Origin of the sequence: Fundicoccus sp. Sow4_F4 (genome assembly GCF_052116145.1) — a bacterium.
GTDB lineage: Bacteria > Bacillota > Bacilli > Lactobacillales > Aerococcaceae > Fundicoccus.
Genome location: NZ_JBQKLQ010000003.1, coordinates 59,025 through 75,945, shown reverse-complemented (window position 1 = coordinate 75,945; position 16,921 = coordinate 59,025). Strand labels below are relative to the sequence as shown.

Below are 16,921 nucleotides of genomic sequence, written 5' to 3'. Positions count from 1 at the left end.
TTCACTGGCTTTCGTGTGTCTTGTTGTTTTAGTCGCCTTAAAAAATGCTAAAACTAAAAGCTAGGACTCAAGTCTTTGGAATTACGTTTGATTTTCATCGCTTAACTCTAAAGCTAAACGCAAGTTCAATGAATTTTCTGGCGAATTCACTGAGAAACCCAAGGTCTCTTCGATACGCTGAATACGGTATTTAACCGTATTTCGGTGAACAAATAAAGCAGAGGCCGTGCGGGCTATTTCACATTGTGAATCTAAGTAAACATGTAACGTTTTACGTAATTCTAGTAAAGAAGCATCTTCCGGATAAGCAAAATCTTGAAGAATATTTTGGCAGAAAAACCGGACATCATTATGTTGCAAGTGATTAAACAAATGGAACATGCCTTTATTTTCATAAGTCATAATGGTGTCTGTCAGTTGCTGTGTTTTACGTTCTTCAAACACTAAGTGAGCTTGAGTATGTGATTGGTCGATTTGGCCAAGCGTTGGATAGGCATTGCCTACACTGAAAATCAGCTTTAATGGTAAAACGTTGGCGATATCTTCCCGTATTTTCAATAAAATCTTGTCTAAGTGAGCTGGCTTTGCTTGCAACATCAAGATGACTTCTTTAGTTTGAGAGAAATAAAACACTAACGCATCTGGGCAATACGTCTTAATGTTTTGACGTAACCAACGTGAGGCCATTAGTAACAATTCTTCACCATAAGGTGTCAATTTTGACAGCTTTAAGGCTGAGCTATCATAAACATGTATGATCTGATAGTAGGTAGATTTAATGTAACCAAATTTCTCATTCATCAAACGATCAGGCGCTTTATGCTGGTTTTGTGATGAGTAGTCAATGAGTTCCCGATAAAAGTCAGCTTCTTGAGCATACTTACTGTCCTCAATTCGTTCATTTTTAAATAGAATATAAGATAGCACCATCGAAGCTTGTTCAATGGCGAAATTCGAAATCGGGTAAGGAATATGCTCTGGATTCAAAATCACCAAGTGATGAGGGAAATTGCTGTAAACTTTAATCGGTACTAAAGACACATGCAACTCTTTATGATTAACGTCTTGAATAAGAAAAGAACCTTCTTGTTTAGAGGTAGTTTTCATTAGATCATACAATTGACTTGTATAATAATCTGCCCGATTGCTTGAATCATTGAAGTGAATCGAATGAGTTAATATTTTCCAATAAGGATTTAATAAAATAACGGGTGTTTTGACCATGTGACTAAATTGATCAATGACTATTTTGTTAGAAGCATCTTGAATCAATAGGTCTGAAAAACGCTTTTGTATATCTAAAGCAAATGATAATTCTTCATGACGGGTTCCCCAGATGATATCCAGAAATTGATGCAGTAAAGAGCCTAACGAATAATTGTCCGGAATCAAAAGTAAAGGGAAACCGACAGATTCAGCATAAGCAATCACGTGCTCATCCAATTGCCCTAAAAAACGGCCCACTTTAATCCCTAAGCCAACAGCCTTCGCACGCAGCAAGGAATCAATCAGTGGCAGCAACTCTTCTTGCTTATCTTGATATACCATGGCAGTCGACAGTAACAAGCAATCTTCTGTTACGAAGTGTTCAATATCAGGCGTTTCCGTAATTTCGACACTTTTTATTGGCAAATCTATCCGATCCAAACCAGGTGTAATTAATTTTATATCTGAAAAACGTGGTAAGTTAAGTAAGTCATTCAAACTTGTCATCGAAAGTCCCCCTCTATTTATAAGCAACTGATGTTAAGTTACAACAGCGCATACATTTTCAAATGAAGGCTGTAAATTTTTTTCGTTAGCGATAATTTTCGAGTATAATATGAGTATACTACTGAACGAATCATTGTTCAATCTGCATACCTAAGATAACTAAATTAGTGACTCATTACAAAATATCAAAGAAATCTTTGCAGATAAGTCACTTAAAAAATTAACTATGGAGGTCATCTTATGTACCATTCAATCAAAGTCCCCAAACGAACTATTATGACGCCCGGCCCAGTCGAAGTGCATCCTAGAGTACTGCAAGCTATGAGTAATTCAATTCTTGGTCAACACGACCCGGCTTTTTTAACGATAATGGATGAAGTTAAAGAATTAATCAAACAACCTTTTGGTACCCAAAACAAGCAGGCCTTTGCGGTCGACGGCTCGTCACGTTCAGGGATTGAAGCAGCGATGATTGCTATTCTAGAACGAGGTGACACAGTACTTATCCCAGCTTATGGACGTTTCGCTTACTTATTAGCGGAAATCGCAGAACGTTGTGGTGCAGAAGTGGTGTTGATGGAAAAAGATTGGGAAAGTCCCTTTGAGCAAATAGATATTATTAACAAAATTAAAGAGGTTCAACCTAAATTAGTCGCAATGATACATGGCGAAACAGCCAACGGCCAAGTGCAAGCTTTAGATCAAATCGGTGCTTATACTCAAGCAAACAATATTTATTTTTTAGTTGATATGGTAGCAACGTATGCTGGGATGGAATTGAAAGTCGACGAATGGGGCATTGATATAGCCATAGCAGGCAGTCAGAAATGTTTGAGCGTGCCAGCAGGTTTATCACTTGTCACGTTTAATGAACGTATCGAAAAATTGTTAGCAGAACGTTATCAACTAGAGTTAGGCTTAAGTGCTGATTTGCGTAATGAACGCCATATCCAAAGTAATTATCTTGATTTGAGTCAACTGATATGCTATTGGAATGAACAAAGAATCAATCACCATACGGAAGCGACAACTTTAATCTACGGTGTTCATGAAGGCTTACGTTTATTGTTAGAAGAAGGTCTCGAGAAAGTGTATGCCCGTCACCGCTTAAACAATCAAGCCATTATGGCCGGTGTGCAAGCGATGGGGCTAGAAATTTACGGACAAGCAAACACTAAGATGCCGACAGTGACGCCAGTTATCATTCCTCAAGGTGTGGATGCAGTCAAAGTACAGGAATTGATGTTGCATCAATTCGGGGTGGAAATCGCCAATAGTTTCGGAGACTTAAACGGAAAAATTTGGCGAATCGGTAATATGGGTTACAGCAGTCGCCATGAAAATGTTTTACAAGTGTTGAGTGCACTAGAAGGCGCTTTAGTATATTATGAAGTAGATATTAACGTCGGAAAAGCCGTCAAAGCTGCCTTGAATATTTTTCTGGAGAATGCTTAAGCAAATAGCGTGTGTAAATAGCTTGTTTAGAGAGCTTGTGTAAAGAGCTTGTGTAAAGAGCCTGAGTGAAGAGTTTAACTATGACACGGCATTTGACTTCTAGGTCACCGAGGTCGTTTAAATGAAGTGCTTTAGTAAAAATTTAAGTAAAGTGTGTTATAGCAAGGGGTTTATGCAGATTGAACAGCTAAATCTCAAATTTTATAGAATTTGCTATCTACATATGAAACGCTTTCATTTATAATGAAGCAGAAGATATAATCAGGAGGGATCATATGATAGAAATAACACCTCAAGAAGTCGATGAAACGATGGACTGGCTTGCAGGCATTTCAGATGCACAAGGACCAGGTACCACCCGTTTACTGTACAGTCCATCATGGATAGAGGCACAAAAGCAATTGAAGGAAAAGTTTGAAAGCTTAGGTTTTATTTGTGAATTTGATGCAGTGGGTAATTTATTTGCCACATTAGAAGGTAGCGAACAACCGGAAGAAGTCATCGCATCTGGTTCCCATGTCGATACGGTCACTAAAGGTGGACGATTAGATGGACAATTAGGAATTATGGCTGCTTACTTAGCCATGGAAAAACTGATCCAAAAAAATGGTCAACCTAAGAAAACATTACAAATCATATCCATGGCAGAAGAGGAAGGCTCTCGTTTCCCTTATGTATTCTGGGGCTCGAAGAACATCTTCGGTTTAGCGTATAAAAAGGATGTGGAAACCATCAAAGATGCTGAAGGCGTTGGCTTTGAAGAAGCGATGCGAGCAGCCGGTTTTGACTATTTAGAAGGTGAACCAAAATTTGCCAAGATTGCGGCCTTTGTTGAATTGCATATTGAACAAGGAAACTTCCTCGAAAAAGAAGGGAAACAAGTAGGAGTGGTGAATGCGATTGTAGGTCAAAAACGCTATGACGTTGTATTAAAAGGACAAGCCAATCACGCGGGAACGACTCTAATGTCTTACCGTAAAGATACAGTGGATTGCTTTGCTCGCATTGTGACACAAAGTTTAGATAAGGCTCGTGCCGAAGGTAATCCATTGGTCTTAACATTCGGTCGGGTGGAGCCTAAACCCAATACGGTCAACGTGGTACCAGGAGAAACTTTATTTTCGATTGATTGCCGACACACAAATCAAGACACGTTAAACCGCTTCACTCAAGAATTAGAAGCCGATATGCAAGCAATTTGTCAAGAGATGGGTATTGAGATTTCCATTGATAATTGGATGGATGAATCCCCAGTGCCAATGGATGAAACATTAGTTGAGACATTAGAAGCAGTTTGTCGAGAAAATGATTTGAACTACCAACTCATGCATTCGGGTGCAGGTCATGATGCACAAATTTTTGCGCCTCGTGTACCGACTGTCATGGTATTCGTGCCATCGATTGATGGCATTAGCCATAACCCGGCCGAACATACAGAAGCTGAAGATATTGTACCAGGCATTCAAGCATTAGCTGGCACACTAGAGAAATTAGCTTATTAATTAACTAAATATCTACTAAAAAATTTGTAATACCGAGGCGACATACCATTAAAATTAATTGGCTGTCGCCTTTGTGATTTTTATTCTGAAGAATGAATAATAGATACTCGCATGAAACCTTGCTAGAATAAGGATTCCTAACAGCTGTTGTGCTAATTGTACACTGAAAGTTGTTCATTTGTCAGTTGTGGCTAATGCGATAATTGGTTTAACCGCTTACAATGAACTTGAATGAATTGATAGCGGTTGCTAAAAATTAAAAAACTTAATTTAAGGAGGCAATTTATGGAAGCTCAAGATTATAAAGTCACGCAAGCGGAAATAACAAAGTTTCAAGCACGGGGATATACCAACGAGGATATTTTACCCAAGCCAGCAGAAAAACGTCACACAGGTTTAATGAACTATTTCACCTTATGGATGGGTTCCGTGCATAACATTCCTAACTACGCTGCTGTTGGTGGTTTTCTAGTTTTAGGCATGGCGCCAATCAACGTGATGCTCGCTTTAGTCGTTAGTGCACTAGTAGTCGCATTATTCATGACAATGAACGGTTTAGCCGGGTCCAAATACGGCATACCTTTCTCAATGCATTTAAGATCGACTTATGGTAATACAGGGTCAAAACTACCAGGTTTCTTACGTGGTGGAGTAGCTGCCATTGCTTGGTTCGGTTTACAAAACTATACAGGTTCACAAGCACTTCTTATTCTAATTAGTAAATTATGGCCAGGCTTTTTACAAATTGGTGATGGTACAAGCATTCTAGGAATTTCAATTCCAGGATTAATTGCTTTCACAATTTTCTGGGCAGCCAACATGTTAATTGGTCTAGGTGGCGGGGGTATTCTAAATAAGTTTACAGCTATTCTAAGTCCTATTATTTACATCGTATTTGGTGGAATGACTATCTGGGCAATCAATGTCGCAGGTGGAATCGAAAACATTATGTCATATGATGTGGCCGGTGCAACTGCAGGTCTTAATCCAATTGTCGGTTACTTAATGATTATTGCATCTGTCTTAGCGGTTTGGGCAGCACCAGGCGTCAGTGTGGCAGACTTTACTCAAAATGCGAAATCATCACGAGATCAAGTTGTCGGTCAAACAGCAAGTTTCTTAGTTTCCTACGTAGGGTTTGCTTTTGCGAGTGTGGTTATTTTAATCGGTGGATCCATTAATGCCGGCACAACTGAGTGGGATGTTTTAAACATCATCAACAGTTGGGACAGCACACCAGCCATTATCATCTCGTCACTGGTATTATTAATGACAACTATTTCAACTAACGCAACAGGTAATATTATTCCAGCAGCCTACCAATTAACGGCTCTTTTACCAAAGTATATTAATTACCGTAGCGGCGTTATCATCGCCAGTGTGGTCAGCTTCCTTATCATGCCATGGAAACTAATGGAAAATGCAGATAGTATCTATATTTTCTTGAACGCCATTGGTGCTTTATTAGGTCCTGTTGCCGGGATTATGGTCGCTCATTACTTCTTATTAAACAAACAAAGAATTGACTTAGATCAATTGTATTTCGATGAAAGAGATAAAGCTGCTAAAAGTATCTACCGTGGCACAAACACTCAAGCCTATATCGCAACATTTGTAGGGTTAGTCGTGTCGCTAAGCGGACAGTTTATTCCAGCACTAGCTTTCATTTCAAACGTTGCTTGGTTAGCAGGTTTTGGTACTGGCTTCCTTGTTTATTGGTTGTTAACCAAAACAGCAAGCAAAGATTCAATCATTGGGGCTATAAAATAAGTTAAATAATATAATATTAGGAGGAAAGTAAATGAGTTTTGATTTAGTAATTAAGAATGGTTTAGTTATCTTAGATGGTGGCGAAGTTCAAACAGATGTTGCGATTAAAGACGGTAAGATTGCCGAAATTGGTACAGACCTAGCAACTGAAGGGGCAAAAGTAATCGATGCTGAAGGTTTGGTAGTCAGTCCAGGTATGATTGACGCACACGTGCATATTACCGAACCAGGCGGCGGCTACCGTGACGAGTGGGAAGGCTATATCACAGGAACTTCTGCAGCAGCTAAAGGTGGCGTCACATCATTCTTAGAAATGCCTTTAAACCAAGTGCCAGCAACAGTTGACGCCAAATCTTTAGAAATCAAATATGCAGCAGGTGAAGGGAAATTAAAATCTGATGTTTATTCATACGGTGGCCTAGTTCCTTACACAGTGAATACGGGCGGCATCCAAGAGTTAGACGAAGGCGGGGTTATTGCTTATAAAGCTTTCATGTCAACATGTGGGGACCGTACAATCGATGGCGACTTCATGAACGTTGATGACTATTCATTATATGAAGGCATGAAGCAAATCGCTAAAACTGGCAAAATATTATCAATTCATGCGGAAAACGCAGAAATTACTGACCGTTTAGGCGATATTGCTTATAAAAATGGTGAAACGACGCTTAAAGCTTATGTTGAGTCTCGTCCAGTCTTTACTGAAGTAGAGCCAATCAACCGTGCCATTGAATTAGCTAAAGAAACAGGCTGTCGTTTACATATCGTTCACGTGGCTTGTAAAGAAGGTGTCGATGCGATCACTAAAGCTCAAGAAGAAGGCGTAGACGTCACATGTGAAACATGTACTCACTACCTATACTTCGAAACAGATGAGTTAGATGCGATTGGGCCAGTGGTTAAATGTTCACCACCAATCCGTGATAAAGCTCAACAAGATGCTTTATGGGAAAGAGTCTTAAACGGTAAGATTGATTTCATTACATCTGACCACTCACCATGTACCCCAGACTTGAAAGACAAAGAAAACGCCTTTGAAGCTTGGGGCGGTATCTCAGGCGTACAAAACAACGTTGATATCTTGTTTGACGAAGGGGTTCAAAAACGCGGTATGAGCTTGCCTCAATTTGCGGCAGTCACAGCTACAAACGTTGCGAAATTATTCGGCATTGAAGAAAAAGGTAGCATCGAAGTTGGTAAAGATGCAGACTTCGTCCTAATCAAACCAAATTCACCTTACACACTAGCTACAGAAGATTTGGCTTACCGTAACCAAATAAGCCCTTATGTAGGACGCGAAATTGGCGCTCAAGTAGCCTCAACAATCTTGCGTGGTGAAGTCGTTTACTCAATGGAAGACGGCATTTCAGAAGCATTCCCTGGCGACTTCGTCAAAAAATAGTAAATAACACACAATGTTTATCTATTCATAACATCCCCCAATAGAAAACTCCCTAGCCAGAAGACGGCTAGGGAGTTTTTGGGTTATAACCACCACCTGCTAGGTCGAAGCTCTTAATAAACATTTCACATCAGGAGAAGCACCTAATAGAAACGTATCGATACATCCCTTCAAAGCAGTCGGTTAAAGAAAGAGGATGTCAGTCATTCACGTTCCTGACGATTAAATTTAGCTCAGGCGGCGAACTATAATCGTCGTGAGCTTCCAGCGAACGACACCGCCGGTCTCAAGGTCTTTGCTAGAAGTCTTTTTGAAACAGAAGTGAACTGTATACTTGGTGGAAGGATTGGATAGTCGTTTGGTCGGCGAGCTAGTGCATGTTAACTCCATGGATTGCGGGCTAAGACAGAAGAAGGCATCAAGGCGATTCGAGCAACGCATCCAAGCTCTTGTTTCATATCATGACTCACATCAGTACTGAACCATTCGCTCCACGGAACCATTCGCTCCACGGATCCCCCTCCCACCATCAAAGCCTGACGTTGCCAGATAGCTTCACTCAATATATCTCACCTTAGTTATACTCATTCATATGTTGAAATAAAAAAAAGCCTTCTAACACGTTGGTTAGAAGGTTTAGGCTTTAGAATAATAAAGTGACGATTGGAATGGTAATCATCGAAAGTAGGGAAGTCATGAAGACTATTTGACTGGCGAATTTCGCATCGTTACCGTAGTTGCCGCTGAACATTGCCACGTAGGTAGCGGTTGGCATAGAAATCATAATCACCGGAATGACTAAAGCAGGCCCTTCGATACCAAAGGCTTTAAGTGCCAGTGTGATAACGATTGGCACAATCAATAATTTTAAGGCTGAAGCCATATAGATGTACTTGCTTTGGAAGGCTTCTTTTAAGTTGCTGCGTGATAACATCAAGCCGATAACAATCATGGCTAAAGGTGAAGTGGCCGGACTCATCATCGTGATGACACTATTGAGAGGTTCGGGCACGCCCCACTGGAAGCCGAAGAAAATAAGTCCCACAACAATTGATAAAATCCCTGGACTGAAGACAACTTTCTTCCAATTAAAACCAGCTGCTTCTGTTCCATTACGTGAAATTAAGTAAACACCGAGGGACCATGAGACAGTTTCAAAGATAAAACCGGCACCGACAACAGCATAGAATAAGGCCTCTTGACCAAGTAAACTTTGGACAATCGGGTAACCCATAAAGGAAGTGTTCGAGAGTAATAAGGCTGTTTGGAAAATATCCTTTTGCCCTTTTGTTAAAGGTAAGCGTTTAGAAGAAAAGAAGCCTACAAGGAACATCACGACATAACAAAAGGCCATCACACCCAAGACCATAAAAGCGGTGTTTAAACGTTCTTCACTCATTTCTAGCTGCATGGCAGAGAAAATGGTGGCGGGCATTGTCACGTAAAGTACTAACTGAGTAATATCTTTTTGACCTTTTTCAGAGATCAGGTTCATTTTTCCGGCTACAAAACCAATCACAATTAACAGAAATAAGACAGATACTTTTTCTAAAGTTAAGAAAAAATCTATTTGCATGGAGACATCCTCCCTAGTTGTATTTTCTCTATTATGACAGACTCGTGAGTTGTGACGCAATGCGAAAGATTACAAAAATATAGGAAACCTTGTCATAAGTAGTCAAAAAATCGCGATTGTTTTAAAGGCTGTCAGTAATTTTTCCCTAATAGCAGTTTTTGGTGTAACATAAAGGTATTAAAAGTGTGAAAGGATCTGATAAGTTGAATAAGGAACGTAAAATTTCAATCTTACAAGATGTGTTGCGCTTCAAATCGGTAAACGATCACGAAGAGGAAGTCGCTAAGTATTTACAAGCGTTATTGGCAGAGTTTGATATTGCTTCAAACTTAGTAGAATATGCTCCCGGTCGTAGTAATTTGGTGGCAGAGTTAATAGGGAGTGCTCCCGGTAAAACACTAGGCTTCACTGGTCATTTAGACGTTGTCTCAGCTGGTGATGAATCAGAATGGATTCACCCGCCTTTTGATGCGGTTATTGATGGCAACAAATTATATGGTCGTGGTTCGACAGATATGAAAGGTGGAACGGTAGGTTTAGTTTTAGCAATGATTGAATTGAAAGAAAAAGCAATTCCTTTCAATGGTAAAATCAAACTTCTAGCCACTGTCGGTGAAGAAATCGGAACAGTCGGGGCTAAGCAATTAACTGCCTTAGGTTACGCTGACGACTTAGATGGTTTATTAGTAGCAGAACCCAGTGGGGCAGGTAGTTTAGTGACTGCTCATAAAGGTTCAATGAGTTATAAAGTGACTTCATTTGGTAAATCATCGCATAGTTCGATGCCACAAGAAGGTGTGAACTCGATTAACCAATTGGCAGAATTTATTGTCCGTGCCAATAGTGCGATGGCAGAAATTTCTGAAGCTTACGACAATTCTAAATTAGGACGTACCACACATGCGGTCACGATTATTAATGGTGGAAATCAAATCAATAGTATCCCTGAAAAAGCAGTAGTGGAAGGCAATATTCGCTCAATTCCAGATTATGACAATACAAAGATTATCACTTTAATGGAAACAATTATTGAAGAAATTAACCAAGCGATTGAAGGTCGTCTAGAACTTGAATGGACTCAAAACAACTATCCAGTTGAAAAACCTGAAGATTCAGATTTAGTGAAAGCGGCCCAAGCAATTGTGGGTGACTTACCAATTATTGGAATTTCACCTACAACGGATGCGGCACAATTTACTCAATCTAAAACAAAGTTTGATTTCTTACTTCACGGACCTGGCGTGCCGACCTTGCCACACCAAGTCAATGAGTATATTGAAATCGATGACTATTTACAATTTATCGATCGTTTCCAAGCCATTGCTTTAGAATACTTAAAGTAGAAAAGACTGACGATTACAAGTAAATTGCATCAACTTAAGTCTTATAAATCGGACAAAATATAACTAATTCAGCCACGCAAGGATGGCATGATAGACCTCAAGACCATGGGTTTCTACTTGGGTTCGGTCAAAATCATGATCATCTGAATCAATAATATGCAATTGGGCGTCTGGGATGTGTTGACTCATTAAACGAGATTGACGCACAGGCACATCGGTGTCTCCAGACGCCGCTGCTATAAATATTTTTGGAAGCGTTTTTAAGTCGGCATAACTCAGTGAAAAATCACGAGCCGATTGATGAGGCGGTAGTAAGTTAGCCATCCAGTTTCCTGCTTGTCGAGCGGCTAAATAAATCAAAAAACGTTCATCCATTGATCCAGTCACCAGTGGCTGTTGACCAATTAGACGTTGGATGGAAGCGGGAGAGACTTCTTTGAAGGTTAAGTAATGACGACTCGGTAAACTGAAACTGGCTTCATTAAGGTTGAAGTAACCATAAAGAGCGATAATACCGGCTGCTGTTTGCATTGTCTGATTATGAGGCATATTTTTATCAACGTTAACTTGTTTAGCCGCAAGGTATAAGGCTAGATAAGCACCGGCTGAACGCCCAAATAAATAATAGCGTTGAGTCGTTAATTGTAGGTTTCCCAATTCAGACTCAGTATTTTCTAAAAACCACTCGATAGCTGTTTGAGCATAGTCAAGAATTAAGTCGAGACCTGTTTCAGGTGCTAATAAGTAGTCAACTGCTAAAATTCCGTAGCCTGCTCCGGTCAATTGTTCGATATAAACCTCAGGCAAATCGTCACGTTGTCCAAAGATGAGACCACCACCATGAAAATAAATTAAAGTTGCTAGGTAAGTCTGTGTGCGAGAGGGGCGGTAAAAGCTTGCTTGTAAAGGTAACTCCTTGAAGCTAGCAAAAGTATAAATTTCTTGGCTATAAGTCATAAGCATCCTCCTGTTAGTCAAATTGATACTCTAAGTGTAGCTTAAAACTGTAAAAATTAGTGACTAGTGACTGTATTTTATTCAAAGTAGACAAAACAATTAGAAGTTTTAGAGAGTTTAAGCATTTAAAGCAGGCATGTAAGCGGTTATAATGAAAGGGAAAGGGAGGCTAAATAATGTTACATACAGTGATTCAAAAAAATAATTATCAAGACTCTATTAACTTGATGCTTTTAACAAACTCAGTGAACGACGTTGACGGGGTGAAACAAGGGCAAGTCATGATGGCAACGGATGCCAATAAAGATATCTTTAAGAGTGCAGGTATGCATACTCCAGAATTAGAGGCAGCTGGCGCAAATGATATGGCAATTGTCGTTGAAGCAGACGATGAAGCAGTTCTAGAACTAGTATTAGGAGAAGTTGAGCGTTTCTTAGGCGATTTATCTAATAAAAAAGCAGAATCAGGCACAACCAGTGTAGATAATTGGCATGACGCTTTAGAAGCAATGCCAGAAGCTAATTTAGCGCTATTTTCCATTCCGGGAACTTATGCAGCGGATGAGATTGAGAAAGCTTTAGATGCAGGTTTACATGTTTTCTCATTTAGTGACAATATCTCGTTAGAAGATGAAGTTCGTTTGAAAGAAAAAGCACACGAGAGCGGTTTATTATTAATGGGTCCTGACTGTGGAACGGGTGTCTTATCAGGCATTCCACTAGCCTTTACAAACGTTACAAATCCAGGGAATATCGGAATTGTGGCTGCTTCTGGAACAGGTATTCAAGAAGCCACCACATTAATTGACCGTTTAGGCGGAGGCGTGGTACATGCGATTGGTACCGGCGGACGCGATTTAAACGAAGCCGTTGAAGCCACTACAATGATTGATGCAGTGGTTGCTTTAGAAAAACATGATCCAACCGATGTGATTTTAGTGATTTCTAAGCCACCAGCAAAGTCAGTTCGTGATAACGTAATGAAAGTTTTACAATCATTATCTAAACCAGTGGTCGCTATTTTCTTAGGTGAAAAACCAGAAGCTCACGTAGGTAATGTTTCCTTAGCTTATACATTAGAAGAAGCAGCCCGTATTGCGGTTGATATTTCAAATGGGGAAACCGTGAAAGCCAACTACTTAGATCCAGTTGAATTAGAAGTAACGGAAACGTTAGCAGAAGGCACAACCGTTAAAGGTCTTTATTCAGGTGGGACGTTAGCAAGTGAAGCGGCTACTTTAATTGCGGACGCTTTAGGCTTGGAAAATGCTAAAGGCGAAGAAGGGTATATCTTAAACACTCAAGGCTTCCAAGTGATGGACCTTGGTGATGATATGTATACGCAAGGTAAGCCACACCCAATGATTGATCCAGACGTACGTGTACGTAAATTACGTGAAGTGATTCAAGATGAAACAACGGGCGTGATTTTACTTGATGTGGTATTAGGTTACGGTTCACATCCAGATATGGCTGGTGCGCTTGCTCCAGATATTAAAGCGGCTTTAGATAATGCTGCAGCTAGCGGTCGTCGTTTATATGTGATTGGTACAGTTGTTGGAACAGATAATGATCCGCAAAACTATGCTGAATCAGTAAGAACATTGAAAGAAGCTGGCGTGATTGTTGAAAGTAGTAACGCGCGTGCAATCCGTGCAGCCCTTAAATTAATGGGCCATGATTTAGTGGTAGCTGATAAAGGTCACGTTGACTATACTGGTGAAAAAGTTGAATTACCAATGGCAAGCGAGAAAGTCATCGACTTATTAAATTCTAAACCTAAAGTAATCAATGTGGGAATTGAAAGTTTCACTGAGCCAATCGTTACATATGGTGGCGAAGCCTTACAGTTTAACTGGAGACCACGTGCCGGCGGTAACAAGAAATTAATCCGTATTTTAAATGAATTAGACAAACGCGAAGCACAAATCGACGAAGATAACCAAATGATTATTGACCGTTTCTTAGAATCACAACCGTTCTTAATGGATGCTCAACCAGCTAAAGACGTGATTCCTGAGTTAAACACAGACGAGAAACTTGTGTTACACGCTGGACCACCTATTAAATATGAGAATATGACCGGACCAATGCAAGGGTCAGTGATTGGCGCGATGTTATTTGAAGGTTGGGCAACTGACCAAGAAGATGCACGTAGACAATTAGAAGCAGGCGAAGTTAAATTTATCCCTTGTCACCATGTGGGTGCGGTTGGACCAATGGGTGGGATTACAACGGCTAATTTCCCAGTATTTGTTGTTGAAAACAAAGCTGATGGAACAAAAGGTTACTGTATTATGAACGAAGGTATCGGTGAAGTGTTACGTTTCGGTGCAAACTCTCAAGCAGTAGTTGACCGCTTAACATGGATGGCTAATACATTAGGACCAGTGTTAGGAAAAGCTTTACGCACGATTGAAGAAGGCTTGAACTTAAACGTGATGATTGCTCGTGCGATCTCAATGGGTGACGAGTTCCACCAACGTAATATCGCTGGTTCATTAGTCTTCCTTAAAGAAATTACACCATCTATCGTGACATTACCGATTGATGATAAAGAAAAACAAGAAGTTATCCAATTCTTAGCAGATACTGACCAATTCTTCTTGAACATTATGATGGCCGCTGGTAAAGCCATGGTTGATTATGTTCGTAAAGTAGAAAAAGGAACAGTTGTAACAACAATGGCTCGTAATGGTGAAAACTTTGGTGTCAGAATTGCAGAACTTGGCGACGAGTGGTTTACTGCACCAGTTAACACACCAGACGGCTTATACTTCAGTGGTTACTCATCAGAAGACGCGAATGCGGATATTGGTGACAGTGCGATTACTGAAACTGTCGGAGTGGGTGGTATGGCAATGATTGCTGCACCAGGTGTAACACGCTTCGTTGGATTAAATGGTCTATCCGATGCTGAGAAGATTTCTGATGAAATGCAGAAAATATCTATCACGAATAACCCAACATGGACAATTCCTAACTGGGACTTCAAAGGTTCAACTTTAGGTATTGATATTCGTAAAGTGGTTGAAACAGGTATTACACCAATCATCAACACAGGGATTGCTCATAAAGAAGCAGGTGTTGGACAAATTGGTGCAGGGACAGTTCGCGCACCGCTAGCATGTTTCGAAAAAGCACTGATTGGCTATGCGAAATCAGTAGGTATTGACGTCGATAGCGAGTAAGTTAAGGTGGCAACTAAATCTTTTCAACAAACACTGACTAGTTCATTTGTCATCAGCCAGTATTTGGCTGATGACTTATTAGGCAAACAGACGCATCAGCAAATTAAAGTCCATTCGGTTTTTCCGAATGGCTTTAATTTAGATTTACAAGGTCAGCTGATATTCGTCGGTAAACACGGTGGCGATGTATCGGCCTTTGGTTTAACACTCGAAGCATCGGTCTTTTCACATTTGCAAAAGGCCCTTGTTGTCGGGCAAAGAGTTCGAATCACACCGACGGCGTGGACTTTTTATTCGCGACCAAATTTGCTACAATTAGTGCCAGGTCACGTGGAGAAAGTGGCTGTAGATATTGTGCCGATTACCCTTGAACAGTTGAAGACTAGCGCTCTAGAGGAAAGCCTCGAGGCAGCTAACGTCTACGCTCAATCTGGTTTCGCACTTAGAGCAGACATGACCCAGCTATTGGAGCAGTATCAAGCTGCGCTCCAACTTTCAGGGGACTTTCTTCAGCCAGACTTGCTTCGCCAATTCATCGGAGCAGGAATTGGCCTGACGCCTAGTGGTGACGACTTCTTGCAAGGAATGCTATTGCTGGAACAAGCAGTCGCTAGGGACACGAACTTGTCTGACACGGTCGTCAAAGCCGCCTTACCAGCAAGTCACCATGGACAAGAAAGACCCAGTTATAGCTTGTCTGACTATGTCCAAACAGCTTTACAAGAACGCTCAACGACAGCCGTTAGCCAGGCCTATTATCAGGCACTGTTTGCAGGAAAAGTTAACTTAAGTTGGGTGAAACTCTTGACGGCCATCAAAACAGACAACACAGGCCAACTCAAAGCTGCTGTCCAGCAGATACAAGCCTACGGCGCAACTTCTGGCAACGATATTCTCTTAGGTATGTTAAATGTGTTGAAATTTATTTAAATTTTCGGAGGTAATTATGGGAAAAAGAATCGTAGTAGCATTGGGCGGAAACGCCATTTTAACAGATGATCCATCAGCTAAAGGACAAATTGAAGCCTTACGTTACACAAGCAAACGTCTGATTGAATTAATTAAACAAGGGCACCAATTGATTATTAGTCACGGAAACGGGCCACAAGTCGGTAACTTATTGCTTCAACAAGTGGCAGCAGATTCAGAAAAGAACCCAGCAATGCCTCTAGACACTTTAGTGGCGATGACACAAGGTTCAATTGGCTACTGGCTACAAAACATGATGAATGAAGCACTAGCCGAAGGCGGCATCGACAAACAAGTCGCTTCGGTCGTAACTCAAGTCGTTGTCGACGAAAACGACAGTGCCTTTACTCATCTTACAAAACCTGTTGGCCCATTCTTAACAGAAGAAGAAGCCAAAGCAGCTACAGAAGCTACCGGCGATACTTATGTGGAAGATGCTGGTCGTGGCTACCGTAAAGTGGTTGCCTCACCAAAACCAATCAGCATTGTAGAGTACCCAGTCATCAAAGCAATGATTGAACAAGATTTTGTTACAATCTCTGCAGGTGGTGGCGGTATCCCAGTTAAAAAAGTTGACTATGGTTATGAAGGCGTTGAAGCCGTCATTGACAAAGATTTCGCTTCAGCCAAATTAGCAGAATTAGTCGAAGCTGACTTCCTAGTTATCCTAACAGGAGTCGACAATGTTTTCGTAAACTACAACAAACCTAACCAAGAAAAATTAGAAAACGTCACTGTCGCTCAGTTGAACAACTGGATTGCAGAAGAGCAATTCGCACCAGGCAGCATGTTACCAAAAGTAGAAGCCGCAATTTCCTTTGTGGAAAACAACCCAAAAGGTAAAGCAGTCATCACATCATTGGAAAACATCGAAGCAGTCATGGGCGAAGGCTCCGCAACTGTTGTCTCAGCCGAATAATATCCAAATATCCAACAGCCCTTCCTCAACGAAAACAATCGACGAGGGAGGGCTGTTTGTTTTCACCCTAAACGAAAAAAATGCCACTTAAAAGCGCCGGAAAACCAAGCACAAGGGTGTC

At 40.7% G+C, this 16,921-nt stretch carries 12 protein-coding genes; 8 read left to right on the top strand and 4 right to left on the bottom strand.

Annotation, left to right across the window (positions count from 1 at the left end):
• Nucleotides 1-81 precede the first annotated feature (81 nt).
• Nucleotides 82-1,713, bottom strand: a complete 1,632-nt coding sequence (locus ACTQ5J_RS05980) for a PucR family transcriptional regulator (protein ID WP_441751450.1) — start codon at nt 1,711-1,713, stop codon at nt 82-84.
• Between the two features lie 240 nt (nt 1,714-1,953).
• On the opposite strand from ACTQ5J_RS05980, the gene ACTQ5J_RS05975 reads away from it, so the two are divergent.
• The 4 genes from ACTQ5J_RS05975 to allB all read left to right on the top strand — a co-directional run bounded on the left by ACTQ5J_RS05975 (nt 1,954) and on the right by allB (nt 7,845).
• Nucleotides 1,954-3,168 carry a pyridoxal-phosphate-dependent aminotransferase family protein gene (locus ACTQ5J_RS05975; RefSeq protein WP_441751448.1) on the top strand — a complete coding sequence of 405 codons (1,215 nt, stop codon included), beginning with the start codon at nt 1,954-1,956 and terminating at the stop codon, nt 3,166-3,168.
• 275 nt (nt 3,169-3,443) lie between these two features.
• Nucleotides 3,444-4,670, top strand: coding sequence for an allantoate deiminase (allC, locus tag ACTQ5J_RS05970; RefSeq protein WP_441751446.1), 1,227 nt, complete (start codon nt 3,444-3,446; stop codon nt 4,668-4,670).
• Between the two features lie 285 nt (nt 4,671-4,955).
• Nucleotides 4,956-6,440 carry an allantoin permease gene (gene allW, locus ACTQ5J_RS05965; RefSeq protein ID WP_441751445.1) on the top strand — a complete coding sequence of 495 codons (1,485 nt, stop codon included), beginning with the start codon at nt 4,956-4,958 and terminating at the stop codon, nt 6,438-6,440.
• A 31-nt stretch (nt 6,441-6,471) separates the two neighbouring features.
• Entirely contained in the window at nt 6,472-7,845 is a 1,374-nt protein-coding gene (gene allB / locus ACTQ5J_RS05960) for an allantoinase AllB (RefSeq protein WP_441751443.1), read from the top strand.
• A gap of 380 nt (nt 7,846-8,225) precedes the next feature.
• Here allB and ACTQ5J_RS05955 read toward each other — a convergent pair whose 3' ends face one another.
• Nucleotides 8,226-8,357, bottom strand: a complete 132-nt coding sequence (locus ACTQ5J_RS05955) for a hypothetical protein (RefSeq protein ID WP_441751441.1) — start codon at nt 8,355-8,357, stop codon at nt 8,226-8,228.
• Nucleotides 8,358-8,488: 131 nt separating this feature from the next.
• Nucleotides 8,489-9,421, bottom strand: a complete 933-nt coding sequence (locus tag ACTQ5J_RS05950) for an AEC family transporter (protein WP_441751439.1) — start codon at nt 9,419-9,421, stop codon at nt 8,489-8,491.
• A 203-nt stretch (nt 9,422-9,624) separates the two neighbouring features.
• On the opposite strand from ACTQ5J_RS05950, the gene ACTQ5J_RS05945 reads away from it, so the two are divergent.
• Nucleotides 9,625-10,764, top strand: coding sequence for an ArgE/DapE family deacylase (locus ACTQ5J_RS05945; RefSeq protein ID WP_441751437.1), 1,140 nt, complete (start codon nt 9,625-9,627; stop codon nt 10,762-10,764).
• A gap of 63 nt (nt 10,765-10,827) precedes the next feature.
• On the opposite strand, the gene ACTQ5J_RS05940 is transcribed toward ACTQ5J_RS05945, so the two are convergent.
• Entirely contained in the window at nt 10,828-11,721 is an 894-nt protein-coding gene (locus tag ACTQ5J_RS05940) for an alpha/beta hydrolase (protein ID WP_441751435.1), read from the bottom strand.
• A gap of 176 nt (nt 11,722-11,897) precedes the next feature.
• Between ACTQ5J_RS05940 and fdrA the strand changes: the two genes are divergently transcribed.
• From fdrA to arcC, 3 genes are read left to right on the top strand one after another with little or no spacing between them, the layout of a single operon-like run.
• On the top strand, nt 11,898-14,912 hold the full coding sequence (fdrA, locus tag ACTQ5J_RS05935) for an acyl-CoA synthetase FdrA (protein ID WP_441751433.1): 3,015 nt from the start codon (nt 11,898-11,900) through the stop codon (nt 14,910-14,912).
• Nucleotides 14,913-14,918: 6 nt separating this feature from the next.
• Nucleotides 14,919-15,842: an oxamate carbamoyltransferase subunit AllH family protein gene (locus ACTQ5J_RS05930; protein WP_441751432.1), complete on the top strand. Its 924-nt coding sequence runs from the start codon at nt 14,919-14,921 to the stop codon at nt 15,840-15,842.
• Between the two features lie 13 nt (nt 15,843-15,855).
• Entirely contained in the window at nt 15,856-16,800 is a 945-nt protein-coding gene (gene arcC / locus ACTQ5J_RS05925; RefSeq protein ID WP_441751809.1) for a carbamate kinase, read from the top strand.
• The last annotated feature ends 121 nt before the right edge of the window (nt 16,801-16,921 follow it).